The sequence below is a fragment of the Bradyrhizobium sp. LHD-71 genome, from assembly GCF_031157255.1.
Lineage (GTDB): Bacteria > Pseudomonadota > Alphaproteobacteria > Rhizobiales > Xanthobacteraceae > P52-10.
Genome location: NZ_JAVIFX010000002.1, coordinates 245,356 through 272,178, shown reverse-complemented (window position 1 = coordinate 272,178; position 26,823 = coordinate 245,356). Strand labels below are relative to the sequence as shown.

29 protein-coding genes and 1 tRNA gene are annotated in these 26,823 nt (G+C 61.7%); 17 read left to right on the top strand and 13 right to left on the bottom strand.

What is annotated here, in order from left to right:
* Nucleotides 1-294: 294 nt before the first annotated feature.
* A complete protein-coding gene (locus RCO31_RS02725; protein WP_308966666.1) occupies nt 295-882 on the top strand; it encodes an N-acetyltransferase in 588 nt (195 codons plus the stop codon).
* Nucleotides 883-989: 107 nt separating this feature from the next.
* Nucleotides 990-1,274: a cyclophilin-like family protein gene (locus tag RCO31_RS02720; RefSeq protein WP_308966683.1), complete on the top strand. Its 285-nt coding sequence runs from the start codon at nt 990-992 to the stop codon at nt 1,272-1,274.
* On the opposite strand, the gene RCO31_RS02715 is transcribed toward RCO31_RS02720, so the two are convergent.
* From RCO31_RS02715 to RCO31_RS02695, 5 genes are all read right to left on the bottom strand, one after another.
* Entirely contained in the window at nt 1,275-2,024 is a 750-nt protein-coding gene (locus RCO31_RS02715) for an SDR family oxidoreductase (protein WP_308966664.1), read from the bottom strand.
* A 55-nt stretch (nt 2,025-2,079) separates the two neighbouring features.
* Nucleotides 2,080-2,826, bottom strand: coding sequence for a peptidase (locus RCO31_RS02710; RefSeq protein WP_308966662.1), 747 nt, complete (start codon nt 2,824-2,826; stop codon nt 2,080-2,082).
* Between the two features lie 120 nt (nt 2,827-2,946).
* A complete protein-coding gene (locus tag RCO31_RS02705) occupies nt 2,947-3,774 on the bottom strand; it encodes a transglutaminase family protein (RefSeq protein ID WP_308966661.1) in 828 nt (275 codons plus the stop codon).
* Between the two features lie 149 nt (nt 3,775-3,923).
* Nucleotides 3,924-4,868, bottom strand: coding sequence for an alpha-E domain-containing protein (locus RCO31_RS02700; RefSeq protein WP_308966660.1), 945 nt, complete (start codon nt 4,866-4,868; stop codon nt 3,924-3,926).
* Between the two features lie 2 nt (nt 4,869-4,870).
* Nucleotides 4,871-6,289, bottom strand: coding sequence for a circularly permuted type 2 ATP-grasp protein (locus RCO31_RS02695; protein WP_308966658.1), 1,419 nt, complete (start codon nt 6,287-6,289; stop codon nt 4,871-4,873).
* A gap of 223 nt (nt 6,290-6,512) precedes the next feature.
* Between RCO31_RS02695 and RCO31_RS02690 the strand changes: the two genes are divergently transcribed.
* Both RCO31_RS02690 and gpt read left to right on the top strand, forming a co-directional pair.
* Nucleotides 6,513-7,250 (top strand): molybdopterin-binding protein, encoded by a 738-nt coding sequence (locus RCO31_RS02690; RefSeq protein WP_308966657.1) that lies wholly within the window; start codon nt 6,513-6,515, stop codon nt 7,248-7,250.
* Between the two features lie 205 nt (nt 7,251-7,455).
* Nucleotides 7,456-7,968 carry a xanthine phosphoribosyltransferase gene (gene gpt / locus RCO31_RS02685; RefSeq protein ID WP_308966656.1) on the top strand — a complete coding sequence of 171 codons (513 nt, stop codon included), beginning with the start codon at nt 7,456-7,458 and terminating at the stop codon, nt 7,966-7,968.
* A 63-nt stretch (nt 7,969-8,031) separates the two neighbouring features.
* Here gpt and RCO31_RS02680 read toward each other — a convergent pair whose 3' ends face one another.
* Entirely contained in the window at nt 8,032-9,054 is a 1,023-nt protein-coding gene (locus tag RCO31_RS02680; RefSeq protein WP_308966655.1) for a methionine synthase, read from the bottom strand.
* Nucleotides 9,055-9,192: 138 nt separating this feature from the next.
* Between RCO31_RS02680 and RCO31_RS02675 the strand changes: the two genes are divergently transcribed.
* The gene (locus RCO31_RS02675) at nt 9,193-9,807 is read left to right on the top strand and encodes a 2-hydroxychromene-2-carboxylate isomerase (RefSeq protein ID WP_308966654.1); all 615 of its coding nucleotides are present in this window, start codon (nt 9,193-9,195) and stop codon (nt 9,805-9,807) included.
* Between the two features lie 167 nt (nt 9,808-9,974).
* Nucleotides 9,975-10,955, top strand: a complete 981-nt coding sequence (locus RCO31_RS02670; protein WP_308966653.1) for an NADPH:quinone oxidoreductase family protein — start codon at nt 9,975-9,977, stop codon at nt 10,953-10,955.
* Nucleotides 10,956-11,116: 161 nt separating this feature from the next.
* Here RCO31_RS02670 and RCO31_RS02665 read toward each other — a convergent pair whose 3' ends face one another.
* Nucleotides 11,117-12,007, bottom strand: a complete 891-nt coding sequence (locus RCO31_RS02665; protein WP_308966652.1) for a crotonase/enoyl-CoA hydratase family protein — start codon at nt 12,005-12,007, stop codon at nt 11,117-11,119.
* Between the two features lie 182 nt (nt 12,008-12,189).
* On the opposite strand from RCO31_RS02665, the gene RCO31_RS02660 reads away from it, so the two are divergent.
* A tRNA-Leu gene (locus tag RCO31_RS02660) sits at nt 12,190-12,278 on the top strand.
* Between the two features lie 34 nt (nt 12,279-12,312).
* Here the strand turns inward: RCO31_RS02660 and RCO31_RS02655 are convergent.
* Entirely contained in the window at nt 12,313-12,723 is a 411-nt protein-coding gene (locus tag RCO31_RS02655; protein ID WP_308966651.1) for a VOC family protein, read from the bottom strand.
* A gap of 13 nt (nt 12,724-12,736) precedes the next feature.
* A complete protein-coding gene (locus RCO31_RS02650) occupies nt 12,737-13,351 on the bottom strand; it encodes an HAD family hydrolase (protein WP_374991410.1) in 615 nt (204 codons plus the stop codon).
* 264 nt (nt 13,352-13,615) lie between these two features.
* Between RCO31_RS02650 and RCO31_RS02645 the strand changes: the two genes are divergently transcribed.
* The 4 genes from RCO31_RS02645 to RCO31_RS02630 all read left to right on the top strand — a co-directional run bounded on the left by RCO31_RS02645 (nt 13,616) and on the right by RCO31_RS02630 (nt 18,859).
* Nucleotides 13,616-14,077, top strand: a complete 462-nt coding sequence (locus RCO31_RS02645; protein ID WP_308966649.1) for a GNAT family N-acetyltransferase — start codon at nt 13,616-13,618, stop codon at nt 14,075-14,077.
* A gap of 224 nt (nt 14,078-14,301) precedes the next feature.
* Complete coding sequence (locus tag RCO31_RS02640) at nt 14,302-15,414, top strand: MaoC family dehydratase N-terminal domain-containing protein (protein WP_308966647.1); 1,113 nt, start codon at nt 14,302-14,304, stop codon at nt 15,412-15,414.
* A gap of 36 nt (nt 15,415-15,450) precedes the next feature.
* Nucleotides 15,451-17,856, top strand: coding sequence for a CoA transferase (locus RCO31_RS02635; RefSeq protein WP_308966644.1), 2,406 nt, complete (start codon nt 15,451-15,453; stop codon nt 17,854-17,856).
* Nucleotides 17,750-18,859, top strand: a complete 1,110-nt coding sequence (locus RCO31_RS02630) for a tripartite tricarboxylate transporter substrate binding protein (RefSeq protein WP_308966643.1) — start codon at nt 17,750-17,752, stop codon at nt 18,857-18,859. Before RCO31_RS02635 ends, RCO31_RS02630 begins: the two co-directional genes overlap by 107 nt.
* 57 nt (nt 18,860-18,916) lie before the next feature.
* Here RCO31_RS02630 and RCO31_RS02625 read toward each other — a convergent pair whose 3' ends face one another.
* On the bottom strand, nt 18,917-19,828 hold the full coding sequence (locus RCO31_RS02625) for a LysR family transcriptional regulator (protein WP_308966642.1): 912 nt from the start codon (nt 19,826-19,828) through the stop codon (nt 18,917-18,919).
* 122 nt (nt 19,829-19,950) lie between these two features.
* Between RCO31_RS02625 and RCO31_RS02620 the strand changes: the two genes are divergently transcribed.
* A complete protein-coding gene (locus RCO31_RS02620; protein ID WP_308966641.1) occupies nt 19,951-20,991 on the top strand; it encodes a tripartite tricarboxylate transporter substrate binding protein in 1,041 nt (346 codons plus the stop codon).
* A gap of 58 nt (nt 20,992-21,049) precedes the next feature.
* Complete coding sequence (locus RCO31_RS02615) at nt 21,050-22,231, top strand: CoA transferase (protein WP_308966640.1); 1,182 nt, start codon at nt 21,050-21,052, stop codon at nt 22,229-22,231.
* Nucleotides 22,232-22,329: 98 nt separating this feature from the next.
* On the opposite strand, the gene RCO31_RS02610 is transcribed toward RCO31_RS02615, so the two are convergent.
* The 3 genes from RCO31_RS02610 to RCO31_RS02600 all read right to left on the bottom strand — a co-directional run bounded on the left by RCO31_RS02610 (nt 22,330) and on the right by RCO31_RS02600 (nt 24,877).
* Complete coding sequence (locus tag RCO31_RS02610; protein WP_308966639.1) at nt 22,330-23,127, bottom strand: N-acetylmuramoyl-L-alanine amidase; 798 nt, start codon at nt 23,125-23,127, stop codon at nt 22,330-22,332.
* 14 nt (nt 23,128-23,141) lie between these two features.
* The gene (locus RCO31_RS02605; protein WP_308966637.1) at nt 23,142-24,188 is read right to left on the bottom strand and encodes a LysR family transcriptional regulator; all 1,047 of its coding nucleotides are present in this window, start codon (nt 24,186-24,188) and stop codon (nt 23,142-23,144) included.
* A 71-nt stretch (nt 24,189-24,259) separates the two neighbouring features.
* Nucleotides 24,260-24,877: a hypothetical protein gene (locus tag RCO31_RS02600; RefSeq protein ID WP_308966636.1), complete on the bottom strand. Its 618-nt coding sequence runs from the start codon at nt 24,875-24,877 to the stop codon at nt 24,260-24,262.
* Between RCO31_RS02600 and RCO31_RS02595 the strand changes: the two genes are divergently transcribed.
* The 4 genes from RCO31_RS02595 (at nt 24,864) to RCO31_RS02580 (ending at nt 26,814) form a co-directional block, all read left to right on the top strand.
* Entirely contained in the window at nt 24,864-25,475 is a 612-nt protein-coding gene (locus RCO31_RS02595; RefSeq protein ID WP_308966635.1) for a GNAT family N-acetyltransferase, read from the top strand. The two genes, RCO31_RS02600 and RCO31_RS02595, sit on opposite strands and share 14 nt — an antisense overlap.
* Before the next feature lie 16 nt (nt 25,476-25,491).
* Complete coding sequence (locus RCO31_RS02590; protein WP_308966633.1) at nt 25,492-26,061, top strand: isochorismatase family protein; 570 nt, start codon at nt 25,492-25,494, stop codon at nt 26,059-26,061.
* The gene (locus RCO31_RS02585; RefSeq protein WP_308966632.1) at nt 26,058-26,345 is read left to right on the top strand and encodes a hypothetical protein; all 288 of its coding nucleotides are present in this window, start codon (nt 26,058-26,060) and stop codon (nt 26,343-26,345) included. The genes RCO31_RS02590 and RCO31_RS02585 overlap by 4 nt, the downstream gene beginning before the upstream one ends.
* Nucleotides 26,346-26,427: 82 nt before the next feature.
* Complete coding sequence (locus RCO31_RS02580; RefSeq protein ID WP_308966630.1) at nt 26,428-26,814, top strand: helix-turn-helix transcriptional regulator; 387 nt, start codon at nt 26,428-26,430, stop codon at nt 26,812-26,814.
* The last annotated feature ends 9 nt before the right edge of the window (nt 26,815-26,823 follow it).

Genomic DNA, 26,823 nt, shown 5'->3' with positions numbered 1-26,823 from the left:
GCGAATTTCTGATCCATAAACGACACTAGAATCATAAACTTGCTAGTGTCCTGATCGAATCCGAAGTTCGCTCTGAGCTCGCTGCAAAGTACGGCGAACTTCGGATTCGGGACACTAGAGCATTTTCCGGAAAGGTGGATACCGGCTTTCCGCAAGAAAATGCGACCACTGAAAGGAATCTGGAGCGTATTCCGTTCAAACTGAACCGAATACGCTCTCATGTTCCTTTTCGTGTGTACATGAGCGATACTTTGCACGCCAGATCGCCAGGTCGCTGAGAGGCGGGAGGACGCCATGAATTCTTCAACCGTGAGCGAGATGACGCCGGCTGACGAACCGCTGGCGAGCGACATCATGCTGCTTGCTTTCGCGGCCGATCCGGCCACGCGATGGACCTGGCCGCGTTCGGACGTCTACCTCGCCACCATGCCGCGGCTCGTGCATGCATTCGGAGGAAAGGCGTTCACCTGCGGTGGCGCGCACTGCGTCGGCGATGGCGCCGGCGCTGCGCTCTGGCTGCCGCCCGGCGTCGAGCCTGACCAGGATGGTCTTGCGGAGGTGATGCAGAGCTCGCTCTCCCCAACCCAACTCGAAAGCGCACTTGCCTTGTTTCAGCAGATGGCCGCCTACCATCCGCACGAGCCGCATTGGTATCTGCCCCTGATCGGCGTCGATCCGGCGCAGCAGGGCAAAGGGTTCGGCGACGCCCTGATGTCCTATGCGCTGGAGCGCTGCGATCGCGACCGCGCGCCGGCCTACCTTGAATCCTCAAACCCTCGAAACATACCGCTCTACCGCCGCCACGGTTTCGAGCCGTTGGGCGAAATCCGTGCCGCCTCGTCACCAACGATTGTTCCAATGCTACGACGGGCGCGCCGTTGAGAGCGCCGCTTGCAAGGATCTGCCATGCGCGTTCGCTTCGATTTCGGCCAGCTTTCGCTTGACGCTGAACTGCTGGATACGCCGACCGCGAAAGCGATCGCGCGGCGCTGCCGATCACTGGCGCCGCGTCGGCCTGGGGTGAAGAGGTCTATTTCGCCGTCCCGGTGAAAGTGCCACGCGAGAAGGATGCGCGTCCGGTTATCGTCCCCGGCGAGATCGCCTACTGGCCTGAAGGCAACGCCATCGCCATCGGTTATGGGCGGACGCCAATCTCAGAAGGCGACGAGACGCGGCTCGTCAGCCCCTGCAACGTCTGGGCAAGGGCGCTCGGCGATGTGAAGACCCTCGCGAAGGTGAGGGCGGGGAGGACGATCAAGGTGACCGCCGTTTAGTCATCCCCGTCCGACGAACGGCATCTTGGTCGCCATGATGTTCAGGAACAGCGCGTTGGCGTCCGGTGGGCGTGTCGCCATGAAGACGATGGCGTCGCCGACATTCTGCACGTCCATGCGTGGCTCCGGCACGGTCTGTCCGTTCGGCTGCAGCTGACCGGCCGACGATCGCTCGGTCATCGGCGTGAGCGCGTTGCCGATATCGATCTGGCCGCAGGCGATGTCGTAGGCCCGGCCGTCGAGTGCGGTCGCGCGCGTCAGTCCGGATATGGCATGCTTGGTCGACGTGTAGGGCGCGGAAAACGGCCGCGGCGCGTAGGCCGAGATCGAGCCGTTGTTGATGATTCGGCCGCCGCGCGGCGTCTGATCCTTCATGATGCGAAACGCGTGCTGCGTGCAGAGGAACGGCGCGGTGAGGTTGGTGTCGACCGTGGTCTTCCATTGTTCGAGCGTGAGATTTTCCAAAGGCATCGGCGGGGTGCCGACGCCGGCATTGTTGAACAGCACGTCGAGCCGACCGTAGGCCTCCATCGTCTTGGCGAACAGCGCGTCGATCTGCTCCGGCTTCGTCATGTCGGAGACGACGACGAGGCTCATGCCTGCGGGGCCGGCCTTGGCGGTCTCTTCGAGCTTGTCCTTGCGGCGTCCGGTGAGCACCACATGATAGCCCGCCTTCATCAGTCCCAGCGATGCGGCGCGACCGACGCCGGTGCCTGCGCCGGTGACGAGGGCAATCTTCTTTTCAGCCATGGGAATCCTCCGAAGTCTCTTGTTGGTTGCAGGATCGAATTGCGATTGATCGCCGTCAGGTCGTGCCTTTGTAGGGCGGCCGTGGAATATTCTGGTGCGCGGCGCGCAGTGCCGCGGACCAGCGCGAGCGAAGGTCGTGGAAATAGGGCTCGCCGGCCTCGATGCGGTAGTCGAGGTCGGCGCCGGCGGTGTCGGGCCGCACCACCAGCACGTCGATCGGCATGCCGACGCCGAGGTTCGAGCGCATGGTAGAGTCCATCGAGATCAGGCCGATCTTCAGCGCGTCGTAGACGTCGACATCGTAGGAGATGGCGCGGTCGAGCACCGGCTTGCCGTATTTGTGTTCGCCGATCTGCAGGTAGGGCGTGTCGGTGGTGCATTCGATAAAGTTGCCCGCCGGATAGATCATGAACAGGCGCATGCGCGAGCCTTTGATCTGCCCGCCGAACAGGAACGACACGTCGAAACTGATATCCTCGCTCTGCAATACCTTGCCTTCGGTGGCGTTGAGCTGCCGGATGACGGCGCCGATGCGCTGCGCCGCCTTGAACATGGTCGGCGCGTCCATCAGCGTTTCGATGTTGCCGGTATCCGGGTTCTCCACACCTTCGTTGAGCGTGGAGAGCACCGACTGGCTGATCGCCAGGTTGCCCGCGGTCGCAATCGCCATGATGCGCTCGCCGGGCCTGCTATAGACATGCAGCTTGCGGAAAGTAGAAATGTTGTCGAGCCCCGCATTGGTGCGGGTGTCGGCGATCATCACCAACCCGTCGCGCACCAGAATTCCGCAGCAGTAAGTCATTGCACTGTCCTGTCGTCGCTTTTCCTTCAGCTCCCCAGTCGGCTCCATTGGGGGAGACAGTCGACCGCATGTGTCGCAAAGGCGCGATGCTCTTACAAGGTCACTATTGCAGGCAATGAACTAGTTCTGGCTCTGCCGGCCGGCCTGGTCGATCTTGACGGCGACCGACAGGGTCTCTCCGCCGCCGCCGAAATAGGTGCCGCGCACCGGGGCGGCGCCGAGATAGTCGAGGCCGACCGCGACGCGCGCATGGGCGTCGGTGGTGCAGACGCCATTGACAGGATCGAAACCGACCCAGCCGAGTTGCGGTACGAAAGCTTCGGCCCAGGCGTGCCCCTCGCGCGATTGTTTTCCATCGGCGCTGTAGAAATGCCCCGAGACAAAGCGGGCTGGAACGCCGGCGGCGCGCGCACAGGCCGCAAAGATGTGCGCGTGGTCCTGGCAGCCGCCTCGCTTGTGCTTGAAGGCTTCCGTTGCCGAAGCGGCTCCAGCGTCGGCTGCGGCGCTGGCGTCGAAGGTCAGGCGGGCGCCGAGCTGAGCCAGCAGGGCGTGCAGAAAATCCAGCGTGTCGCCGCCGGCGTCGGCCAGCAACCTGCGCGACAAGTCCGCCATCTCGGCGCAGGCGCCGGTAAGTGCTGTCGCGCGCAGGAAGAAGCCCGGCGGAAACCGCTCGATGGTTCCTTTCAGCACGCCGCCCGTGTCCTGCGTCTCGACGAGGCCCGAGACATGCACCGTCAGCTCGCTGAGTGGGCCATGGCTGAACACATGCGTCACATTGCTGAACGCATCGTGCTGCATATGCAGCCGCGCATCGACCGACACGTCCACGTGCCAGTCGGCGACGTATTGCCCGTCATGATTGCCGGGCGTCAGCCGCAGCACCTGGATCACACCGCTCGGCGGCGGATCATACGCGTAGGTGGTGACATGGAAGATCTTCAGGCGCATCGCGGCTGTTCCATCGTCATTGCGAGGCATAACCGTTTGAAAGAACGGCGTCGCTTCGCTCGCCTATGGGCTACGAAGCAATTCAGCGCGGCATTTGCCTCAACTGCTGACTGGATTGCTTCGCTGCGCTCGCAATGACGGAACATGCGTCAGATCAAATACTGCTTGGCGATGATGTCGCCGAGCCGGCTGTTATCGGCGATGAGCTCCTCGATGAATTCGTGCAGGCCGTGCTGAAAGATATCGTCCATCTTCGAGTGCTCCAGCCGGTTGCGGACGCCGCGCGCATGGCGCTGCGCGGGTCCCTGGCGTCCGTAGGCGACGCCGATCTGGTCGAGGTTGCGGACGAGATTGTCGTAGCAGCTCGCAAGCGATCGCGGCAGCGAGTTGTTGAGGATCAGCAGGTCGGCGATCAGCCACGGTTTCAGCGTCTCGCGATAGACCCAGTGATAGGCGGTCAGCGCCGACACCGAGCGCAGAATTGACGTCCATTGATAGTAGTCCAGCGGGCCGCCGATGTGCTCATCCTCCGGCAAAAGCATATGATACTTCACGTCGAGGATTCGCGCGGTGTTGTCGGCGCGCTCCAGGTGCAGGCCGAGGCGGGAGAACCAGTAGGCATCGTTGCGCAGCATCGTGCGGTAGGCCGAGCCGTCGAAGCGCAGCGACGTCTCCTGCACGAAGCGCAGAAAGCGCGAGAGGTTATCGCGGGTGCGCGGCGCATTCACCCACACCTGCTGCAGTTCGATCCAGGCGCCGTTGATCGTATCCCACATTTCGACGGTCAGCGCCGTTCGTACCGACCGCGAGTTGAGGCGGGCGATCTCAATGCAGTTGCGGATCGAGGAGGGATTGTCGGTTGCGAAGGCGAGGTAGTCGACGACGCTTCTCTCATCGGCCTGCTCGTGCTTTCCGAAGAAACCGTCTGCCACGCCGGCGGTGTAGATTGCTGATTCCCACTCGTTGCTCTTGCCGACATAGGCGCTTGGCAGCGCGGTGGCGCGCAACGTCGCATCGATCGTGCGTGCGAGATATTCGGCGCGTTCGACGTAGCGTGCCAGCCAGTAGAGGTTCTCGGCGGTGCGGGAGAGCATGGTTATTCGTCCAGCACCCAGGTGTCCTTGGTGCCGCCGCCCTGGCTTGAGTTGACGACCAGCGATCCCTCCTTCAGCGCCACGCGCGTCAGCCCGCCAGGCACAATCGTGGTGTGCTCGCGCCCCGTGAGCACGAAGGGTCTCAGGTCCACGTGACGCGGTGCCAGGCCCTGCTCGGTGGCGATGGGACAGGTGGACAGCGCCAGTGTCGGCTGGGCGATGAAGTTGTCCGGCTGTGCTTTCAGCCTGTCGCGGAAGCTCGCAATCATCTCTTTGGTCGCCGAAGGGCCGATCAGCATGCCGTAGCCGCCGGATCCGTGCACCTCCTTGACGACGAGGTCGTGCAGGTTATCGAGTACATATTTGAGGTCGTCGGCCTGCCGGCAGCGATAGGTCGGCACGTTGTTCAGGATCGGCTCTTCGTCCAGATAGAACTTCACGATCTCCGGCATGTAACTGTACACGGCCTTGTCGTCGGAGATGCCGGTGCCGACCGCATTCGCCAGCGTGACGTTGCCGGCAGTGTAGGCGGTCATCAGCCCGGGCACGCCGAGCATCGAGTCCGGGCGGAAGGCCAGCGGATCGAGGAAGTCGTCGTCGAGACGGCGGTAGATCACGTCGACCCGCTTCAGCCCCTCGGTCGTGCGCATGAACACCTGTTCGTCCCTGACGAGCAGGTCACGCCCCTCGACCAGCTCGATGCCGAGCTTGTCGGCGAGGAACGAGTGTTCGTAATACGCTGAGTTGTAGATGCCCGGCGTCAGCAGGGCGATATTGGGCTCGGCAGAGGCGGTCGCCGGCGCCACAGAGCGCAGGGCGGCCAGCAGTTCGTCGGTGTAGTTTTCCACCGGCGCGACGCGATGCCGCGCGAACAGGTCCGGAAACAGCCGCATCATGATCTCGCGGTTTTCCAGCATGTAGGAGACGCCCGAGGGCGTACGCGCGTTGTCCTCCAGCACGTAGAACTTTTCCGGGTCGACGCGAACGATGTCGATGCCGGCGATGTGCACGTAGATGTCGTGCGGCACGTCCTGCCCGTTCATCTCGGGCCGGAAGACCGGGTTCTGGTAGATGAGGTCCTCCGGAATGGTCCCGGCGCGCAGGATGTCACGTCCGTGATAGATGTCGGACAGAAACAGATTCAGCGCCTTGACCCGCTGCTTCAGGCCCGCTTCGAGAACCGCCCAATCCCTGGCGGAAATGATGCGTGGGATCACATCGAACGGGATCAGCCGCTCCTGCGCCTCGGCCTCGCCATAGACCGCGAAGGTGATGCCGATCCGGCGAAACAGCAGCTCCGCTTCCTTGCGGCGATACTCCAGGGCGTCCGGCGGGGTATCGTTGAGCCAGAGCGAGAGTTCCTGATACGCCTGACGCAAACTGCCGTCGGGCTGGTTCATCTCATCGAACGCAACTGCCATGAGCCGTCAGACCATCCCCGGGAGCCCCACCTTGAGGGTGGATGGCTCGCAGGCAATGGTAGCAAGGGGCGGGCCAGCGCGATATGCATGGGTTGCGAGCCATTGGTAGCGGGTCCAGATGGTCTCGTGCCACAATAATAGGCGAGGGTTTGCCGTTTCGGCGGGCATCTCGCTGCAATGCGAAGCCTGGCGGCCGAAATCTGCCGGTGAGGAGTCTGGTCCGATGAGCGAAATTGTTACGGCGGGAATTCTGGTGATCGGTGACGAGATCCTATCCGGCCGGACCAAGGACAAGAATATCGGCTTCATCGCCGAGTACCTGACCAATATCGGGATCGACTTGAAGGAAGTCCGGATCGTTGCCGATGACGAGGACGCGATCGTCGAGGGTCTGAATGCGCTGCGCCATCGCTATGACTATGTGTTCACCACGGGCGGCATCGGCCCGACCCATGACGACATTACCGCCGACAGCGTCGCCAAGGCGTTCGGCGTGCCTATCAACCACCATTCGGACGTGGTCGAACGCTTTCGCAAGCGCTTTGGCGCAGATTTGAATGAGGCGCGGCTTCGCATGGCGCGGGTGCCGGACGGCGCGGCGCTGGTCGAAAGCGCGACGATCATGGCACCGGGATTCTGGATCGGCAACGTGATCACGATGGCCGGCGTGCCGAGCATCATGCAAGCGATGATGGATATCGTCGCGCCGAAGCTCCGGTCCGGCCCCCGGATGCTGTCGGAGAGCGTCAAGGCCAATGCACGCGAGGGTGACATCGGTGGCCCGCTGCGCGAGATCGCGCTAGAGCATCCGGACACGGTGATCGGCAGCTATCCGTTTGTCGACGAGGACAAGAAGCCGAACACCAACCTGGTGGTGCGCTCGCGCGACCCGGACAAGCTGCGCGCAGCCATGGACGCGGTGCAGGCGATGCTCGCCCAGCTGAAGGTGGCGCGGTCATGAGAGGCGTCATTGCGAGGCATAGCCGTTCGAAGAACGGCGTCGCTTCGCTCGCCTGTGGCGACGAAGCAATCCATCGCGGCATCTGCCACAACCTCAGACTGGATTGCTTCCGCCTGCGCGCTTCGCGCTACGGCGGACAAGTCGCTTCGCCTTGCCCCGGCGTAGCCCCAAAGCGAAGCCGGCTCGCAATGACGGGAAGAGGGCCATGACCAGTCCGTCCGCGCCGTCGCCGGAAAAGATCTTTCCTGTCTCCTGGGACCAGTTCCATCGGGACTGCCGCGCATTGACCTGGCGGCTGAACGGGATCGGACCGTTCGCGGCGGTCATCGGCATCACCCGCGGCGGCCTTGTTCCGGCGACGATCGTCGCACGTGAGCTCGGCGTGCGTATGATCGATACGGTCTGCGTCGTCAGCTACGAACACCAGACGCAAGGTGAACTGACGCTGCTGAAGCCACCGTCCGAACAGACGATGGCGCTCGGCGGCGGCACCGGGAAGGGGCTCCTGATCGTCGATGACCTGGTCGACACTGGAAAAACCGCACGCGTGGTGCGCGACCTTCTTCCCGACGCGCATTTCGCGACCGTTTATGCCAAGCCAATGGGCAAGCCGCTGGTCGATACCTTCATCACCGAGGTGTCGCAGGACACCTGGATATTCTTTCCCTGGGACACAGGGCTCGCCTTCCAGCCGCCGCTGAGGGACGGGTCGGCATAGGTCGTCATTGCGAGGCATAGCCGTTCGAAGAATGGCGTCGCTTCGCTAGCAATGACGTGACTCTTACCCAAACCTCTTCCTGGCCAGCCGCGCGCCAGCGCCCAGCGCCACCAGCTTGGCTTCGGCGATCTCGCGCCGCATCGGCGCCATTCCGCAATTCGTCGTGGCGATGATGTTTTTCTTCGGTACATGCTTCATAGCTTCGCCGATCACCGCAGCGACGTCCTCGGACGTCTCGATCACATCGCTTGCGACGTCGATGACGCCGGCCTGAACCACCTTGCCCTCGAGCAGCGCCATCAACTCCATCGGCACGTGCGAGTTGCGGCATTCGATCGCCACCTGCTGGATCGTGCTTCTGGCGATTACCGGGAACGTCGCCTCGTATTGCCGCCACTCACGGCCCAGCGTTTCTTTCCAGTCGGTGTTGGCCTTGATACCGTAGCCATAGCAGATGTGGACGGCGGTAGCGCAGGTGAGTCCCTTTGCCGCGCGCTGCAGCGCTTCGATGCCCCAGTCGCGCACCTCGTCCATGTAGACGTTGAACGCCGGCTCGTCGAACTGGATCATGTCGACGCCGTCGGCTTCGAGCGCGCGCACTTCCTCGTTGAGCAGGTCGGCAAAGGCGAACGCCATCTTGACGCGGTCGCCATAGTGGCGGTCGGCGATCGTGTCGATGATCGTCATCGGTCCCGGCACGGTGAATTTGAGCTTCGCCTTCGTATGCGCGCGTGCTTGGCGCGCTTCATCCGCGTGCACGCGGCCGCGCAGCCGCAACGGCGCGACCACCTGCGGCACCATCGCTTTGTAGCGATCCTTGCGGATGCCCATCTCGACCTTGTTGGAAAAGTCTATTCCTTCCACGCGCTCGAGAAAGCCGTGCACGAAATGCTGCCGCGCCTGCTCGCCTTCGGTGACGATGTCGATACCGGCGTCTTCCTGCAGCTTGACCGCAAGCAGCGTGGCGTCGCGCTTGGCCGCAGCCAGCGCCGCGCCGTCCTGCTTCCAGGGCGCCCACAGCATGTTCGGTTCAGCGAGCCACGCCGGTTTCGGCAGCGACCCGGCGATGGTGGTCGGAAAGAGCATGGCATTTCCCCGAAAGTTTCTCGACCTGCAGGCTGGCATGTCGCGAGCGTTGCGTAAATGCACAGCTTGGCGAAGTTTCCTGGCATAGCGGGGCGGCAAAACAGCGGCTAAGAAGGAAAGAAACCAAAGGAAACGCGAATGATCGAGTTCTTCTTCGACTGCTCCAGCCCCTGGACCTATCTCGCCTTCCACAACATCCAGCCGATCGCCAAACAATACAATGTGCCGATCACCTGGCGGCCGGTGCTGGTGGGCGGCATCTTCAACGCCGTCAACCCGAGCGTGTACAACAGCCGCAACGACCCGGTGCCGGCCAAGCAGCGCTACGGCAAGAAGGACCTGCAAGACTGGGCCCGCTCGGCCGGCTTGAAGATCAAGATGCCGCCGACGATATTTCCGGTGAATGCGGTCAAGTCGATGCGCGGCTGCATCCTGCTCGACAAGGAAGGCAAGCTGCTGCCGTTCGCCACCGCCTGCTTCGAAGCCTATTGGAGCGACGACCAGGACATCTCCAAGGACGAGGTGCTGGCGAAGATCTGCCAGCGTGTCGGCGTCGACCCCCAGAAATTCCTTGCAGGGATTGCCGAGCAGCCGATCAAGGATCAGTTGAAGGCGAACACCGACGAGGTGATCGCGCGCGGCGGCTACGGCTCGCCGACGATGTTCGTCGACAAGACGGACATGTACTTCGGCAATGACCGGCTGCCGCTGCTGCGCGAAGCGCTGGAGCGGAAGCTGGGGCTCCGGAGTTAAGGGCTGGCGTCGACGAAGACATGGTGATTTAACGCCGGCGCAAGCCACTCGTTATTGCGAGCGTAGCGAAGCAATCCAGTCTGCAAGTGTTTGCAAGCGCTGGTGCTGAACCGCTGCGTCGCCAGCCTTCACTCGCAATGACGGCAAAAACAACAAGGGACTACTGAATGCCGAGAGCTGTTGTCTGCCGCGAACTGGGTGAACCTGAGCAGCTGCGTCTGGAGGAGTTCGAGAGCAAGCCGCTCAAACCGGGACAGGTGCGCGTGGCCGTCCGCGCGGCAGGGCTGAACTACCCGGACGTGCTGATCATTGCCGGCAAATACCAGCACAAGCCGACGCTGCCGTTTGTGCCGGGCATGGAGGCTGCGGGCGACGTCATTGAAGTGGCGGCCGATGTGAAAGACTTCGCCGTTGGCGACCGCGTCATGGTGAAACCTCGCGAGGGCAGCTACACCGAGGAGATCATCTCGGTGCCGGCCGACCTGAAGCTGATGCCGCGGACGTTCGATTACGCGCAGGGCGCGACCTTCTTCGCCGGCCACGGCACAGCCTATTACGCGCTGGTCGATCGCGCGCAGATCAAGGCCGGCGAAACGCTGCTGGTGCACGGTGCTGCCGGCGGCGTCGGCCTCGCCGCGGTGGAACTTGGCAAGGCCTACGGCGCGAAGGTGATTGCGATCGCCTCGACCGACGAGAAGCTTGCGGTGGCGAAGGCCCGTGGTGCCGACCACGTGCTGAAATCCGGCGAGCCGTTCCGCGACAGGGTCAAGGAGTTCACGAATGACCGCGGCGCCGACGTGGTGTTCGATCCGGTCGGCGGCGAAGCGTTCGAAGAATCCTTGCGCTGCATCAACTGGAATGCTCGGCTCTGCATCATCGGTTTCCTGCAGGGCGTCGGCGTCGCCAAGACCAATCTGGTGCTGATCAAGAATGCCACCGTGCTTGGCGTGCGCGCCGGCGAAGCGATGCGGCGCGACCCCTCGCTCGCAGGCCCGCGCCAACGCGACCTCATGCGGCTTGCAGAGGAGGGCAAGATTTCGCCAAACATCTCCCACCGCCTGCCGCTCGAACGCTGGGCCGAAGCGATGCGCCTCCTGATCGACCGCAAGGCAATCGGAAGGGTCGCGCTGGTGATGAACGAGAAGTAGCCGTCATCGCGAGGACCCGGCTTCGTCCATGGGCTACGCCTGGGTAAAGCTCAGCACCGTAGCCCGGGTGAGCGAAGCGATACCCGGGGCCGCTCTCTACCAAGGCTCACCCTGATGTCGCTGCGCTCATCCGGGCTACCGGCTACACGTCCGCGCGGAAATTACTCGTACTTCCGCTCCTGCCACCAGGGGAAGTACGGCGGCAGATCCTTGGACACCGTGTCGGTGAACTTCGCGGGCCGCTTCTCCAGGAACGACACGACGCCTTCCTTCACGTCCGCCGACGCGCCGCGCGAATAGATGCCGCGTGAGTCGACCTTGTGCGCCTCCATCGGATGGTCGGCGGTCAGCATCTTCCACATCATCTGGCGAATCAGCGCCACCGACACCGGCGCGGTATGGTCGACGATCTCCTTGGCGATCGCGCGCGCGGTCGGCAGGAGTTGATCCGGCGGCACCACTTTGCTGACCAGACCGCCTTCCAGCGCTTCCTGCGCAGGGAACACACGGCCCGAATAGGTCCATTCCAGCGCCTTCGAGATGCCGACCAGACGCGGAAGGAACCAGCTCGAGGCAGCCTCCGGCACGATGCCGCGGCGAGAGAACACGAAGCCGAAGCGGGCATCTGTCGAGGCAATGCGGATGTCCATGGGCAATTGCATCGTCACGCCGATGCCGACGGCGGGGCCGTTTACCGCAGCAATCACCGGCTTGAGACATTCGAAGATGCGCAAGGTGACGCGGCCGCCGCCGTCGCGCACCACATCGCTGCTGTAATCCACCGAGCCGTCAGCTTTTGTTGGCGCAGCCCGACCGCGCGCGGCCCGGTCGAACGTGTTGCCGCCAGAGGAAAGATCGGCGCCGGCGCAGAAGCCGCGGCCGGCGCCCGTGACGATGATGGCGCGGACGTTGTCGTCCTTATCGGCGCGGTCGAACGCGTCGATCAGTTCCGCCTGCATCGTCGCCGTGAAGGCGTTCAGCTTGTCGGGGCGGTTCAGCGTGAGGGTCAGCACCTTGTCCGCGACGTCATAGAGAATGGTTTCGTAGGCCATCGGCGCTTCTTCCTTCGTTTCTTATGCAGGGGCGGATGACGGTTGCCATCCCTTCAGGCGGACATTGCTGCATGCGGTGTGGCGCGAGGTCAATCTGCAGACGCCGGGGGGCCGCCTGCGTCATGCGTTATCCAGGGGCGGCCTTTGAGTGCGGCGGGTGACGGTGCTACAAGGCGCCTCGCGCGGGCATGGCGGAATTGGTAGACGCAAGGGACTTAAAATCCCTCGGCTCGAAAGAGCCGTGCCGGTTCGACTCCGGCTGCCCGCACCAGCACATTGCTTCTCGCTTCATTTTGGCTGCATGTTCAGGCTTCAGATTTGCCGTAGGTCGCGATTTCGATGAGGTTGCCGTCGGGATCTCGGCAATACACCGACGTCATTGGGCCGCGAGCGCCGAGGCGCGTTCCCGGTCCTAGTTCGACGGGGACCCCGCATTCGCGGAGATGGCTGACGACGAGGTCGGGATCGGACGATGTCACAAAGCACAGGTCGTCGCTGCCGACCGTGGCATTGGCCGCCGTGAACCAATCGCGCTTGCTTGCGGCAACTGGACGCAAGTTGATCTTCTGTCGTCCAAAATGAACTGAGGTCCGCACCGGTGTCCCGGGCGTATCCTGCCGCGTCACGCCGAGCACACGTTGATACCAGGCCGCGGAGACTTCTACGTCGGATACGTTGATGACCAGATGATCAAGCCCATCAATCCTGAATGACATGGCCGTCCTCTCCTCAGAATTTCAATCCGAGCGCGCGCAGATCCGCTTCGCATTGATCCGCCGTCGTGAAAAGTCTCGCTTCAAGTCCGGCGGACCTCGCGCCCTCGATATTCGGCGGGTGGTCGTCGAGGAAGACCGTCTCCGATGCGCCGATCTCGAAGGTCTCCAGCAGGTGGCGAAAGATCTCCGGGCTGGGCTTCATCAGACCGATCTCGGCCGAGACGATGGCACCTTCGAACAGGGGCCAGAATTTGTGCCGCGATTTCAGGTGGGCGACGATCTCGTGCACGTTGTCGGTCAGTGCAAACACGCGATAGCCGGCGTCTTTGAGGCGATGCGCGATCGCCAATGTGCCGTCGATCATCTCCTGGTGATCCATCACGTGGAAGAAGAGCTTTCTGGTGTCTTCCGGTGTGAGGCCGAGCTCCGTCTGGTAGGCCAGTTCGGCTTCGGCCTGTGTCAGTTCGCCGAGGTTCAGTCGGATCCAGATCGGGCAGCGAAACAGCGCTTCCGCGCGCTTGCGATTGGCGTCCGTGCCCGCCTCGAGATCGAAGCATCGCATGACGACTTCCGACGGAGACCACCGCACGAAGACGTTGCCAACGTCGAAAATGACATTCCTGATCATTTTGAACAATCTCTCGCTTTCAATTCGGAAGGGATGCCGGCTCCGATGTCCATCCATTTCTGAGTCGAGGTGGTTATGTCGTCGGTGATTATGTCGTCAATATCACTGGCGTTTCAATCGGGCGTGATGCGAGCGACGGCATTACAGTTGCGTAATGCGCGCCCACGCTGAGGCGCTGCTGACACAAACCGCCATCAAAATTGAGTTGAGACATCGCCGTCAGAATTTATTGCTTGCTTGCGATAGAGGGGGAGGGGTGCATCGATGGATGCGAAGGTGCTTGTGCGGTCGGTCGTCGACCAGGACTACGACCAGTGGCTTCCGCTCTGGACCGGCTACAACGCATTCTATGGGCGCGCCGGGGCGACGGCGCTCGCTCCCGAGATCACCCACATGACCTGGTCGCGCTTCTTCGATGCATATGAGCCCGTGCATGCGCTGGTCGCCGAGAGTGAGGGGCGGCTCGTTGGCCTTGTACATTATCTCTTTCATCGCACCACGACGGCGCTGCATCCGCTCTGCTATCTGAATGATCTCTTCACCAGCGAAGAAGCGCGCGGCAAAGGTGTGGGCCGTGCATTGATCGAGTCGGTCTACGACAAGGCGCGGCTCGCGGGCTCACCGCGCGTCTATTGGCAGACGCAGGAAACGAACCGGACGGCGAGACTGCTCTACGACAGCGTCGCGGAGCTGTCCGGCTTCATCGTGTACCGCAAGCCGCTTTGACACGGTTGTCACGCAGACGAATCCGCTGAGTTCGTCGCGGCTTCTGTCGCGCGTGGCACGTGGCCTTCGTCAGAACGCTGCAGGCGCGTTAGCGCCATCATCCCTCAAGATTGGATAGCGATGTTCTGTTGAATAGAACGTCGTTCTAAAAGCTTGACAGCTTCTGGATTGCCCGACAGGATTTGCGCGGCTCGAAGCTCATCAAGAAATCAAGAAGAAGAGAGATGGTGGAAACAGCTCAAGCGACCGGATCGAAGATTACCGAGGAAGCTCTCGACAAGCTGCGCAAGATGATCGGACGCGAGTATCCGCTCGACGATCAGTACAACACCGTCGCGACTGAAGACGCCATTCGTCACTACGCGCTCGGCATCGGTGACGATAACCCGAGATGGCTCGACCCGTCATATGCGAAGACCACGCGATGGAAGGGCATTACAGCTCATCCGACCTTCGTGATGACATGCGGTTTTGCCCGGTCGCACGGCCTGCCGGGCGTCCATGCATTGTTTTCGGGCATCGATCTTCAGTGCCATGCACCCATTCGCGCGGGAACGCGGATCAGCGCAACCGCATCCCTGCACGACCTTGTCGAGAAGCAGGGGCAGTATGCGGGCCGCCAATTTCAGCAGATCTACGAAACGAAATACCGCGACGAGTCCGACACGCTGCTTGCGACGTTGCACTCCTACAGTTTCAGGACCGAGCGCCAGACGGCATCCTCGAAGGGGAAGTACACCAGGATCGAGCGGCAAGCCTGGACGGATGATGAGCTTGCGAAGGTCGAGGAAGACATCGAGCGCGAGCGCGATCTGCGCGCCGGGGGGACTCCTCGATTCTGGGACGATGTGTCGGTCGGCGACACCGTTGGCCCAATCGTGAAAGGGCCGCTCACCGTCACGGACTGCATCTGTTTTCTTATGGGCTTCGGCTACATTTTTGTTCGCGCACACCGCCAGTGGCACGAATTCCGCAAGCTGTATCCCAAGGCGGGCATCAAGAACAGCCACGGCATTTGGGACATCCCCGAGCGTGTGCATTGGGAAGAGGAAATGCCGACCAAGATCGGCATGCCGGGTCCCTATGATTACGGCAATCAGCGTGTCGCCTGGTTCGACCATGGCATTCACGATTGGATGGGAGACGACGGCTGGCTGCGTCGTCTGAAAGTGCGGATCAGCGCGCCGAACTTCATCGGCGATGTGACGTGGTTAAAGGGCCGGGTGAGCGCCCTGAGCGAAGCGGACTCCAGTGTTGTCGTTGACATGGAGGCAGTCGACCAGCGCGGCCGAACGACGGCGACGGCCATTTGTGAGGTCGTGCTGCCCCGCCGATAGCAACGAGAGACGCGTTCTCAGCCGGAGATCAAGAAGATGATTCAACCATCCGCCGGCAAACGCCCCGGTGAAAGCACGTCGACCGGCGCGTTTCCCCTGCGAGGCTTGAGAGTGGTCGATCTGTCGGCCGGACTTGCAGGTTCGTTCTGCACGTTGCTTCTCGCCGATCTCGGCGCGGACGTTGTCAGAATAGAATTACCCGGGGATCATCGTCATCGGGACGAGATCGACACCATCGCGCTTCAGCGCAACAAGTCCGTCGCCGGGATCGATCCAGCGAATCCGTCGGACAGGCGAGCGCTGGGCGCATTGATCGCCGAAGCGGATGTTCTGGTTGAGAGTGTTGCCGAAGACAGCATGCGAACGTCCGGGCTCGATCTCGCGGCAACGACGGCCGCTAACCCCGCGCTGATCCGCTGCAGTCTGACATCCTTCGGCCTCTCCGGTCCATCCATGAACAGGAAGGCCAATGATCTGGTTGTGCAGGCGCTGACGGGCGCCATGGATATCACCGGAGAGCCGGATCGTCCGCCCGTGAAGATGGGAATTCCGCTTGGAGAGGAAATTTCGGGGCTTATAGCGGCTATCGTCATCCTTGCAAAAGCTGAGCAGCGCGAGATGTCGGGACGCGGCTGTCTCATTGATGCGGCGGCGTTTGACGCGAACGTCGCCATGATGAGCTACATGGCAAACATCTACTTCGCGACGGGCAAAAGTCCAAAGAAGCTCGGATCATCTCACCCCACTATCTTTCCCTACAACGCTTTCAAAACAAAAGATTCTTACATCGTTGCTGCGCCATTTACGCAGATCTTCTGGAAGAAGCTTTGCGATGTCCTCGGCCGAAGCGATCTCCCGCTCAATCCGGCATACAAGAGCTTTGCCGAACGCTTGAAAAATCGAAACGAGCTTGCGGCAATCATCGATACTGCGTTTCTTGAAAGTACGACGGCGGAGTGGCGCGAGCGTCTGGATCGGGGCGACGTTCCCAATGGCCCGGTCAATTCGGTAGGCGACGCACTCGCCATGGAGCAAACGCGCTTTCGTGGAATGGTTTCACAGATTGCGACCTCCGACGGCCAACCGGTGGGGGCCCTCGGAACGCCCTTTCGTTTTGATTTTGAGGGACGGGCATCCTTCAAGCCGTCCTACGCCAGACCGAAGCATGTAGACGATCCGGCGCGGTACTGGGCGCCCCGCGAGGTTCCGGTGCGAGGCCTCAAAGGCGAAAGCTCGAAGCTCCCTCTTGCCGGGCTGCGTGTGCTGGATCTCACGCGCATGTTCGCCGGCCCCTATTGCTGCCTGTTCCTCGCCGATCTCGGTGCCGAAGTCATCAAGATTGAGGAGCCGCGCATCGGCGATCCGACCCGTCGCAACATTCCGATGGTGAACGGCGAAAGCACATACTTCATGGCTGTAAACCGCGGCAAGAAGAGTGTGACGCTGGACCTGAAGCAACCGGCGGCACGCGACGCGCTACTTCGACTTGTCGAAAAGTCGGACGTTGTGGTCGAGAATTATCGGCCCGGCGTTATGGAGCGGCTCGGGCTTTCCTACGACGAGCTGCGCAAGCGTAAGTCCGACATCATCCTTCTGTCGCTATCGGGTTTTGGCCAGACCGGTCCGATGCGGGACAGTATCTCGTTCGATATCGTCAACCAGGCAATGGCCGGGGTGATGTCGGTCACCGGTGAAGAAAATCGTCCGCCCGTCCGTATAGGGGTTCCGGTCGGCGATCTCGCCGGCGGGATACTCGGCGCTTATGCCGTGCTGGCGGCGTTGCGTGCGCGACGTGTGACCGGGCTTGGCTCCGCAATGGATCTGAGCCTCCATGATCTGATGATGACCTTGCTCGGTCCGCTCGCGCAGATGCAGCTGTCTACGGGCGTTTCGCCGGGCACGATGGGGTCGTCGGATCGTCGTATCGTGCCCTCGCGTGCTTTCGAGGCGGCCGATGGCTGGCTTGCGCTCACCGCCTCAAGCGACGCGGAATGGAGAACATTGGCTGCCATTCTCGGCCGGCCCGCAATCGCCGACGATCCGCGCTATAGGACAAACACAGATCGCCTCGGCAACAGAGAAGCGGCTGATCGAGAGGTCCAGGATGCGGTCCGGCGGCAGACAGTGACCCATTGGGTCGACGTACTCTCGGCCAACGGCATAGCGTGTGCGCCAATTCGGTCGTTGGGAGAAGGGGTTGATTCCGAGCAGGCACGCGCTCGCGGGATGATCCTGTCCTACAAGCACGCGATCGCAGGTGAGTGCCGCGGCGTTGGAACAGCGATGCGCGTCGATGGCAGTTTGCTGACGGCGGAACTGCCGCCGCCGGCGCTGGGTGAGCATTCGAAAGAAATATTGCGCAGGTTGGCAGGTTTGTCTGAGGCCGAATGGATTGAACTCGGCTTTGCTTCAAAAAGCGAAGTTGTGGCCGGCTCCGCGTGAGCTGGCGACGCGAAACAGCAGGAGGGTGATCATGAAACGGGCCCAAACCTCCATTGCAGCCCTGTTTGCTTCGGCGCTGTGTCTTTCTTATCCCGCGACCGCGCAAGACTATCCCAATCGACCCATCACCATCATCGTGCCGTTCACGCCAGGCGCGTCGACCGACGCAATCGCACGCGTTGCCGCGCAGGAGTTGAGCGCCAAGATCGGGCAGACCGTGGTTGTCGAGAACAAGCCCGGCGCCGGTACGGTGTTGGGGGCCGTGGCTGCAAAGAATGCAAAGCCCGATGGTTACACGCTGTTCATGGCGACCAACAGCTTCTACGCTTCTGCGCTGACACTCAAGAATCCAGGATACGATCCGGTCAACGATTTTGTGCCGCTCGTTGCGCTAGGAGTAGCGCCGTATGTGTTGATCGCGCCAGCAAGCGTGCCATCCAAGTCGCTCAAGGAGCTTGTTGGATATGCCAAGGCGAATCCAGGTCGAATCAACTACGGCTCGTTGGGGCGTGGAACATCTCAGAAAATTCTGGCGGAAGACGTCAAGGAAGCCACGGGAATGGATTGGCAGGAAATTCCCTACAAGGGAGGCACCGAGGGGGTCGCGGCCGCCATGGCCGGCGACATACATGGCTACTTCGCAACTGTAAGCCTCGCAGCGCAGCACGTCGATCAGCCCAAGCTCAATCTGGTGGCGATCGCCGCTCGCAAGAGATCGGCGTATCTCCCTGCCGTTCCAACTTTCGCTGAAGCAGGTTATCCTAACATCGTGGATGAGACCTGGTACGCATTGTTCGTTTCGTCGAAGACGCCGCAGTCCATTGTGGATCGGCTCAGGGCGGAACTCGCAATCGTTGCGAAATCTCCTGAACTGACCGTTCAGCTCAAGAAAAACTCCATCGAGCCCTACGAGGGTACGCTCCAGGAATTTGAGCGGGACGCAAGCAAGACGCACGAAAAGTTTGCCGCCAGCCTCAAGAAGTTTGGCATCGAACCAGAGTAGCGCGACGTGGTCTCCCCAATTTCGGAAGGTATGACGCAGTTCTTGCAGGACAGAGCGCTACTTGTTTTTGGACTTGGACAGCTTGCTGAATTCGGTACGAACCTGGGCGACGAACCGCGTCGCGGCCGGCGAAAGGCTGCGACCCGCCACGCGAATGAGCGAGACCTGGCGATCGAGCGCGGGGCGTACCAATGGCTTTGCGACCAAAGTGGGAAACTGCCGCGGGAGGACAATGTAGTCCGGCAGAATTGAGACGCCGAGGCCCGCTGCGGTCATCGACAGTGCGGTATTGAAGAGCGACACCTCATACGTCGGAACGAAGCTTTTTCCGAACCTGGCGAGCGCTGCGTCGATATTGATCCTGATCATCGTCTCCCGCCGCATGGCGATGGTCGGGAATGCGGCAAGATCATCCCATGCGATCTGCTTCTTCGCTGCGAAGGCGCCTCGGTCGATACCCACCGCGCTCAGTCGCCCTTTCAGGATCGGTTCAATCGAGACGTCCGGAACCTCGCCTTCAACGCTGCCAAGCGCGAATTCTGCTTCGGTCGTGAGCAGCCGGTCGACGAGATGATGCGCGGGAACATCGTAGAAGACGACGTCGATTCCCGGATTGAATTTGTGAAACGTCGCGAGAATTGGCGGCATGAAGGTCGAAGCAAAACCTGCGGAGGCGGCGAAGGTCACCTTGCCGGTACTCCCGTCGTTGAGGTTGCGCATGTGGTTCGTGAGGCCGGAGGCGGCCGTGAGGATCTGCTCTGCGGCCGCGACGGCTTCCGTCGCGGCGCCGGTGGGGTGGACGGCTCTGGTCGTCCGGTCGAACAGGCGCAAGCCGAAGACGTCCTCCAGCTGTCGAAGCTGCAGGCTCACCGCAGACTGCGTCAGCCCAAGTTGAGTTGCGGCGCGGGTCAGATTCCCGGCGCGATAGACATGCACGAATATCTGGAGCTGTCGGATCGAAAGATTCATGAGTTTTCCTGATGAAGAAATCACAAGATCACAGATTAACTTGAAAATGGAGATTGACTAGTTTCGCCGACGATCAATGGAGGCCGACAAGGCCTTGGAACGAAACGGACACCAGACCGACGATGAAACTGCTCCTGGACGTTGAACAGCCGGACATTCGCGCGATCGCCAGCCGCATGCTGAGCGTTGCGGGATGGTTGCGGTTCACTGTGCTTGGCCTTGTGCTCGGTCTGTTCGTTGCGCTTGCAAATGCGGCGCTCGCCGATGATGCTTATCCCGTCAGGCCCATTCGGCTCGTCGTGCCGTATCCTCCCGGCGCCATCACCGACGCGATGTCCCGAATTATTGCAACGGAGCTGCGCAAGGTCGTTGGCCAGAGCGTCGTCGTCGAGAACAGGCCCGGTGGCGGGACGGTCGTCGGGACGCAAGCCGTGAAGAATTCCGCAGCTGACGGTTACACCGTGCTGCTTCAGTTGAGCGCGTTGGCGACCAATTTATACTCACTGAAACAGCCTGGTTACACGCTGTCGGATTTCACGCCCATCAGCATGCTCGGCAAGAGCGCGTATGTACTGTTCGTGTCGTCGAAATACCCGTTTCACTCCCTGCAAGACCTGCTGGCCTACGGCAAGGCGCATCCCGGTGAGTTGAATTTCTCAACGACCGGATTTGGCGGCACCGCGACGATCATCAGCGCCAGGATGAAAGAGGCAGCCGGCGTCGAATGGACCGAGGTCAACTACAAGGGCGGAGCGGATGCGACTCAGGCTGTCATGAGCGGCGACGCTCACTTTTCATTTCTGACGCAGGCAGCGCCGCTCATTCACAGCAATCCGGACAAGCTGCGGTTGCTGGCGGTGAGCAGTGAGAAACGGCTCGACTTTCTGCCCGATCTTCCGACATTCAAGGAACTCGGCTATCCCACGATCGTCAGCGAAACGTGGTTCGGCCTGTTCGTCAGGTCCGAAGTACCGAAACCGGTGATCGACAAACTGCGATCGGCGATGGCCGAGGTCATGAAGTCGACTTTGATGCAGGAGCAGCTTAAGAGCCTGCGTGTTTCGCCCTATGACGGGACGTTGGAAGATGTTCCGGCCAAGCTTCAGCAAGAACTCGCCGAGTTCAAGGACGAAGCAAGAAAGATCGGCATTGCGCCTCAGTAGTTGAGGGAGGGCATCGTCCGCTTCTCAACTGAATCATTCGACTGCATCGGGGAACATCATGCGACCGTTGGAAGGAATTCGCGTCATCGATCTTACACATGTGCTGGCCGGTCCGTTCGCGACCCACCAGCTCTGCATGATGGGCGCTGACGTCATCAAAATCGAAAGGCCGGGAGATGGCGATCAAACCCGGGGGCTTGCCTTGCGGCCCGAATTGAAGGGGCTCGCGCCGGGCTTCGTCGCAATCAATTCCGGCAAACGCTCCGTTGTGCTCGATCTGAAGACCGAAGAAGGTCGCGCCGCGATCGAGAAGCTGGTGGCAACCGCCGATGTTTTCGTGGAGAACTTTCGTCCCGGCAAGGCCGCAAAGCTCGGCCTTTCGCCGCAGCGCCTGCAGTCGCTCAATCCAAGATTGATCTACTGCTCCATATCGGGCTGGGGCCAGATCGGCCCGAACGCAGCCCGCCCGGCTTACGATCATGTTATTCAGGCGGCGACTGGAATGATGTCGCTGCAGGGAGACGATCCGGACGCGCCGCCGATGAAGGTTGGTTTCCCGGTGATTGACATCGGCACCGGCATGCTGGCCGCAGAGGCCATTCTCGCCGGGCTGTTGCGGCGCGCCCGCGGTGACACGGCGCCGATCGTCCTTGATGTGTCAATGGTGGACGCCTCGGCGTTGCTGATGGGAGGCATGGTGGCGAACTATTGGCTCTCGGGCGCTGCGCCGCGCCGGGTCGGCAATCGCGGCTTCGTCGGTAGTCCCGGTGCCGACACGTTCCCGACCGCTGATGGCTGGATCTCGACTGCGGCGAATACGCTGCGCCAGTTTCAGGCGATGTGCCGCGTGCTCGGCCGTCCAGAAATCGTTACCGACAAGACGCTGCTGCCCAGGCTGCCGGATACGCCCGATGGATTTCTGTCTGATCTCGGCAACAAGGCCGTGCGCGACCAGCTGGTGAAGGCCTTCGCCGGCGACACGTCGGCGGCCTGGGAGGAGAAATTGACCGCCGCAGGTGTTCCCGCGTCCAAGGTGCATACGGTGCCGTCATATCTTGATGGCCATTACATGCAGACGGGCAGGGCGGATTGCGAGCTGCCGGCGCACCCGCTGGGCGGTGATGCGCCGGCACGCATCCTCAACGAGGGATTCCGTTGGACGGGCGAGGTCGCTTTCTCCATCGGCCGTCCGCCGCGACTGGGGGAACACACCGACGAGGTCCTCAAGCAACTGGGCTGAAGCGCCGGGGCACGATCGCGGATCCGCATGGCATGCGTTCAAGCTGAAGCTTGACGCATGCCGGCGCGAGTGCCGTTACGGTGGCGCCATTTCGTCCTTCATCCGCTCCGGGCGCCGGCGCGGGCGATCGGCTTGCCAGCATCATGCGGGGGCGGTCCGATTTTCCGGTGCTTGCAGAATTCCAGCGCGGCGTTCGTGATCGCGCGTGCCAGCAGCGATTGGCGTTCCGCGGTCCGCAGCACGATTTCGTCCTTCCTGTTGATGATCAGGCCGGCCTCGAGCAGGACGGCTGGCACTTGGCTGTCCCGCAGCAGGACCAGGTTGTCGTAGCGATAGATGCCGAGCTCTGCGTCGATCAGCGGCAGGCGGGCGCCGGGGATGTCTTCGGCGTGCTGCGGTGTGTATCTCAGGTTCGCGGACGCGAGTTCGCGGCCGAGGAGCGCAGCAAACTCCGTGCTTTGTCTGCGAAATAAGTTCTTGAAAGAGACGAATAGCGAGTGGCCCGAGAACTTGTCGCTGTAGGGCCGTTCTACGCCGGCGAACTCCCATTTGCTCAGATAGCGCTCACGGGTGCTGTTCGGCGAGGTGCGGTTGACGATGGCGGCCCGTTGCGCGAGCTGCGCGTAGCCCTTGCCCCGGGCGAGCAGCAGTGTCGTCTGGCTAAAGCCGGCATCGACGAGCTGTGCCATCGCGACGTTCGCGAGGCTCAGGTTGAACTCATATTCGGTGTTTCCGTGGGCGCTGGTTGCGCCGGTCTCTTCCGGCGTGTGGCCGACGTCCAGCAGGATCTTGAAACCAGCCGGCTTGCAGGCCTCAGTCGCGCCCGCTTGCGCGCAAACGACAAGAAACAGCGTCAAACCGCTGGCCAACAGCCCGGCCAGGAGGCGCCGCCGCATCGCCCGCGAGCCGCTCAAAGCGGCCTTGGGGCGGTGTAACCCTCGATGCCGACCGCTTCGCGCGCCCCCTCCATCATCGGCACGAGGTCATTCGGATGAATGAATTCGTCGCGGAAACAAGGGTAGGTCTTCGAGTCGAAGATGCGCCGCAGCCAGTCGACCACGATCATGTGAGGCTGCGAGTTCTTCAGGTCGCGATGATAGGTGAGCCACAGGTCCATGTTGTGATTGAACGGGAACGTCACCGGAACTAGCGGCGCGCCGAGCGCCTTGGCGCAGCTTGGAAGAAAGCCGATGCCTGCGCCGCGCTCGACCGCATAGAGCGTCGCTGTGGAGGAGTTCGTTCGAATGCCGGTGACGCCCTCGAGCGTCTCAAGCCCCAGAACCCTGGCGTAGGCGCTCTCGTCCAGTTGCGGCGCCACCTGCACCACGATACGATGGAATTGCCACTCGGTGGGCGAGGCGGGCAGCCCGTAGTTGCGGACATAGACTTCTGACGCAAACGGATAGATGTGCAGGCGGCCGAGCCGGGTGCAGATCAGCTCCGGATTGCGCGGCTTTTCGAGCTGGATCGCGATGTCCGCCTCCAGACGGGTGACGTCGGCCTGCTCCATCGCGCACCGCAAGTCGACCGTTAGCGTCTGATAGGTGTTCTGGAAGTCAATCAGACGGGGCAGCACCCAATAAGTCCCCGGACCCTCGGTTACCGCGACGCGTACGAGGCCGGTCGGCACTGCGGCCGCTTGTGCCGCGGCACGGCGAACATTGAAACTGAGCCGCTCCATTTCCTTGACGTCGTCAAGGATGCTCTTGCCCGCGTCGCTCAGCAGCAATCCGGATTGATGGCGAACAAACAGCTTGGTGCCGAGTTGGTGCTCGAGGCGATCCATCCGTCGCATCAGCGTCGTGTTGGTGAGGCCCAGCACGTCCGCCGCACGCCGAAAGCTACGATGCTCGGCGCAGACGAGAAACACGTGCAGGTCGTCCCATAGGGCGTCCGGCACGTCCGCCGCTTCTGCCTGCTGCGCTGACGCAGCGCCCCGCTGCACAACTTGCTGCATCGCCCACCCTGGCCAGTTGCTAAAAATTCCGTGCCGAACCCAAGCTAGTGGGAGACAAAATGCTTAGTCAATCAAACAAATTGTCGTCTCATGCGGTCCGTCATGACTTCGATGGCCTGCTGCCGGTCAAAGGCATCGACGTTCATCCGGCGACGCAGACGGAAATACCCGTACTGGCGGCATTGGCGCGTGAAATGGTGCCCGGAGTACGGCTGAGCGCTGCCGAACTTGATGGTTATTGCCAGCTTAACCGCCGTACCGCGTTTGCTTTCGCGAGAAACGGCCATCTGCTTGGTGGCATTGCGTTTCTTTTCCTGAACGAGCTCGGGCTCGACGCCCTGATCCTTGATGATATCGACCTGCGGCGGCCGCAACCGCGCTTCCTGGCCGCCACGGAGGAGGTGCCCGCCGCGATCTACTGGTGGGCGCTGGCAGCGAAGGGACGCGGTGTGGCCGCGCTTGGCGAACTTGCTCACGTCTTCGCGAGCCCGCAGTACAGGTATGCCGATTTTTACACGCAACCGAGCAGCCGCGACGGCGAGCGAACCGCGATCACATTGGGTTTCGAGCGCGTGCCGAGCTGGCAAGCCGATTTGTGGACCTATCGCCGTGCAGCGAATCGCGGCGGCCGCCGTCCCGAGACCGAATTCCGTCAGGCCGCTTGAGGAAACGATAATGCTCGACAGCATCTCACGTTCTCATTCCCAGAAGACCGTCGGCAAGCAAACGTCGGTGCGTATTGCCCGCACGCTCAACGATCTCATGACTGTGACGGCTATCCGCTCGGCGGTCTATCTTGCCGAGCAGGATTGTCCGATTGAGGAGGAGTTTGACGGCAACGATCTGGTCGCTGCACACTTCATCGGCTATGTTGGTGACGAGCCGGTCGCTTGCCTCAGGGTGCGCTTCTTCGGCGATTTTGCGAAAGTTGAGCGGCTGGCCGTTCGGCACCAGTATCGCCGCTCAACGGTGGCGTTCAAGCTGGTCAAGGCCAGCGTCGAATATTTGAAGCGGAAAGGTTTCCGCAAAATCTATGGCCAGGCTCAGGATCGTCTGGTCGACTTCTGGGCGCATTTCGGCGCAAAGCCCGTCCCGAATTCACGGCCGATCATCTTCTCCGACTTCTCCTACACGGAGATGGTGCTGGAGATCGAACCCGGTCCGGATGCCATCACGCTGGAAAGCGATCCTTACGTAATCATTCGCCCTGAAGGGGAATGGGACACGCCCGGCGTTCTCGATCGCTCCAGGAACCGGGCCGCAACGAGCCCATTGCGTCAACCCTGATACCCGGGTTTCGGCCATGCCTCTCAGCTTGCAGGATTTCCAACCTCTGCCGCCGCTTCTCGTTTGCGCGGATCTGCAGGGAGACGAACTTGGCCCCGACATGCGGGGGCGCTGTGATGAGACCCTCGACAAATGTCGGCGGCTGATGGCGCATTGGCGGTCAAGACATTGGCCGGTCTTGCATCTGAAGCGCATCGCACGCGCCTCATGGTTCGACATCTCGCATGCGGGGTCGGACTGGATGAAGGATTTCAGGCCGCGGCCCGGCGAGCTCACATTCGAGCACGCGCTACCGTCCGCCTACTCCTCCTCCCGTTTCGTCGACTACATGCGAAACGTGCGGCCGGAGACCAGCATTATGGTTGGTCTGTCACTTGACCAGACCATCCTGTCCAGTGCCATCGATGGATTTCACCGCGGCTACCGCCATCAGGTCGTGGCCGACGCCGTCGACACAACCCGGCAGCCACCGTCGTCCCGCGACACGTTGGTGACGGTTTTGAGCAACTTCAGTTCGACCATACAGACTTCCGGGCTGCTGAGGCCCGACGAGCGCGCAGAAAAAACAGGGGAATCTCGCAAATGAGAAATGGTACAAAAATCTCCACCCCGGACTGGGACTCGGCGGTCGAATTCATTGTGTCGAACGTGCCGCGGTCGGCGCTGATCGAGATGTATTACTGGGTCCAGGAGCCGGACCTGCTCAAGATCATTCGTGCCCTGGCCGGCGCCCCGGCCGAAACGCGCGAGGCGCTTGCCACCTTTTTCGACAGCGCCCGGCATGCCCAGCAGGAGGTGCGGGCCGGCAGCGACGGCGAGGACCTCATGCTGCGGAAGGATATGGTGTCCGAGCCGGTGGTGCGGCACTGAAATGCCGCATTGACAGGCACTGGATCGGCTGGAAATCCACGAAAGTTGTGGTAAGCGAGTTCCTTTCGGCAGGGAGATTCAGGTGGCAGGTAAGGCAGCCAATGAGGTCGACGTCGCGGTCGGCGCGCGCATCAGAAATTTGCGATTGAGGAATAAGCTGTCGCAGGAGGAGGTCGGGCGACGGCTCAATGTCAGTTTTCAGCAAGTCCAGAAGTACGAGAAGGGTACCAACCGAGTCGGCGCCGGGCGCCTTTCCGAACTGGCAAAGCTTTTTGAGGTGCCGGTCGGGGCGTTCTTCAGCGAGACCGCGCCAGCGGTAAAAGACGAGGCGCCGTCCCAGACGATCGACCAGCTCACGGTACGCAATGAGATCCGCCTGCTCGAGGCTTATCAAGCCCTGGGCGACAAGCGGCTCCAGAACGCGTTTGTGAGCCTCGCCGAGGAGCTGGCGCGCGTCCACGGCAAGTAGGCGCCGGCC

Excerpts from the sequence above, each read along its gene's own strand:
- RCO31_RS02595 (WP_308966635.1), top strand. The coding sequence starts at position 24,864 with ATGCTCGACAGCATCTCACGTTCTCATTCCCAGAAGACCGTCGGCAAG.
- RCO31_RS02635 (WP_308966644.1), top strand. The coding sequence starts at position 15,451 with ATGATTCAACCATCCGCCGGCAAACGCCCCGGTGAAAGCACGTCGACC.
- RCO31_RS02650 (WP_374991410.1), bottom strand. The coding sequence starts at position 13,351 with ATGATCAGGAATGTCATTTTCGACGTTGGCAACGTCTTCGTGCGGTGG.
- RCO31_RS02645 (WP_308966649.1), top strand. The coding sequence starts at position 13,616 with ATGGATGCGAAGGTGCTTGTGCGGTCGGTCGTCGACCAGGACTACGAC.
- RCO31_RS02600 (WP_308966636.1), bottom strand. The coding sequence starts at position 24,877 with ATGCTGTCGAGCATTATCGTTTCCTCAAGCGGCCTGACGGAATTCGGT.
- RCO31_RS02620 (WP_308966641.1), top strand. The coding sequence starts at position 19,951 with ATGAAACTGCTCCTGGACGTTGAACAGCCGGACATTCGCGCGATCGCC.
- RCO31_RS02680 (WP_308966655.1), bottom strand. The coding sequence starts at position 9,054 with ATGCTCTTTCCGACCACCATCGCCGGGTCGCTGCCGAAACCGGCGTGG.
- RCO31_RS02610 (WP_308966639.1), bottom strand. The coding sequence starts at position 23,127 with ATGCGGCGGCGCCTCCTGGCCGGGCTGTTGGCCAGCGGTTTGACGCTG.
- RCO31_RS02670 (WP_308966653.1), top strand. The coding sequence starts at position 9,975 with ATGCCGAGAGCTGTTGTCTGCCGCGAACTGGGTGAACCTGAGCAGCTG.
- RCO31_RS02590 (WP_308966633.1), top strand. The coding sequence starts at position 25,492 with ATGCCTCTCAGCTTGCAGGATTTCCAACCTCTGCCGCCGCTTCTCGTT.
- RCO31_RS02605 (WP_308966637.1), bottom strand. The coding sequence starts at position 24,188 with ATGCAGCAAGTTGTGCAGCGGGGCGCTGCGTCAGCGCAGCAGGCAGAA.
- RCO31_RS02665 (WP_308966652.1), bottom strand. The coding sequence starts at position 12,007 with ATGGCCTACGAAACCATTCTCTATGACGTCGCGGACAAGGTGCTGACC.
- RCO31_RS02700 (WP_308966660.1), bottom strand. The coding sequence starts at position 4,868 with ATGCTCTCCCGCACCGCCGAGAACCTCTACTGGCTGGCACGCTACGTC.
- RCO31_RS02690 (WP_308966657.1), top strand. The coding sequence starts at position 6,513 with ATGAGCGAAATTGTTACGGCGGGAATTCTGGTGATCGGTGACGAGATC.
- RCO31_RS02585 (WP_308966632.1), top strand. The coding sequence starts at position 26,058 with ATGAGAAATGGTACAAAAATCTCCACCCCGGACTGGGACTCGGCGGTC.
- RCO31_RS02725 (WP_308966666.1), top strand. The coding sequence starts at position 295 with ATGAATTCTTCAACCGTGAGCGAGATGACGCCGGCTGACGAACCGCTG.
- RCO31_RS02710 (WP_308966662.1), bottom strand. The coding sequence starts at position 2,826 with ATGACTTACTGCTGCGGAATTCTGGTGCGCGACGGGTTGGTGATGATC.
- RCO31_RS02625 (WP_308966642.1), bottom strand. The coding sequence starts at position 19,828 with ATGAATCTTTCGATCCGACAGCTCCAGATATTCGTGCATGTCTATCGC.
- RCO31_RS02655 (WP_308966651.1), bottom strand. The coding sequence starts at position 12,723 with ATGTCATTCAGGATTGATGGGCTTGATCATCTGGTCATCAACGTATCC.
- RCO31_RS02715 (WP_308966664.1), bottom strand. The coding sequence starts at position 2,024 with ATGGCTGAAAAGAAGATTGCCCTCGTCACCGGCGCAGGCACCGGCGTC.
- RCO31_RS02705 (WP_308966661.1), bottom strand. The coding sequence starts at position 3,774 with ATGCGCCTGAAGATCTTCCATGTCACCACCTACGCGTATGATCCGCCG.
- RCO31_RS02695 (WP_308966658.1), bottom strand. The coding sequence starts at position 6,289 with ATGGCAGTTGCGTTCGATGAGATGAACCAGCCCGACGGCAGTTTGCGT.
- RCO31_RS02615 (WP_308966640.1), top strand. The coding sequence starts at position 21,050 with ATGCGACCGTTGGAAGGAATTCGCGTCATCGATCTTACACATGTGCTG.
- RCO31_RS02675 (WP_308966654.1), top strand. The coding sequence starts at position 9,193 with ATGATCGAGTTCTTCTTCGACTGCTCCAGCCCCTGGACCTATCTCGCC.
- gpt (WP_308966656.1), top strand. The coding sequence starts at position 7,456 with ATGACCAGTCCGTCCGCGCCGTCGCCGGAAAAGATCTTTCCTGTCTCC.
- RCO31_RS02640 (WP_308966647.1), top strand. The coding sequence starts at position 14,302 with ATGGTGGAAACAGCTCAAGCGACCGGATCGAAGATTACCGAGGAAGCT.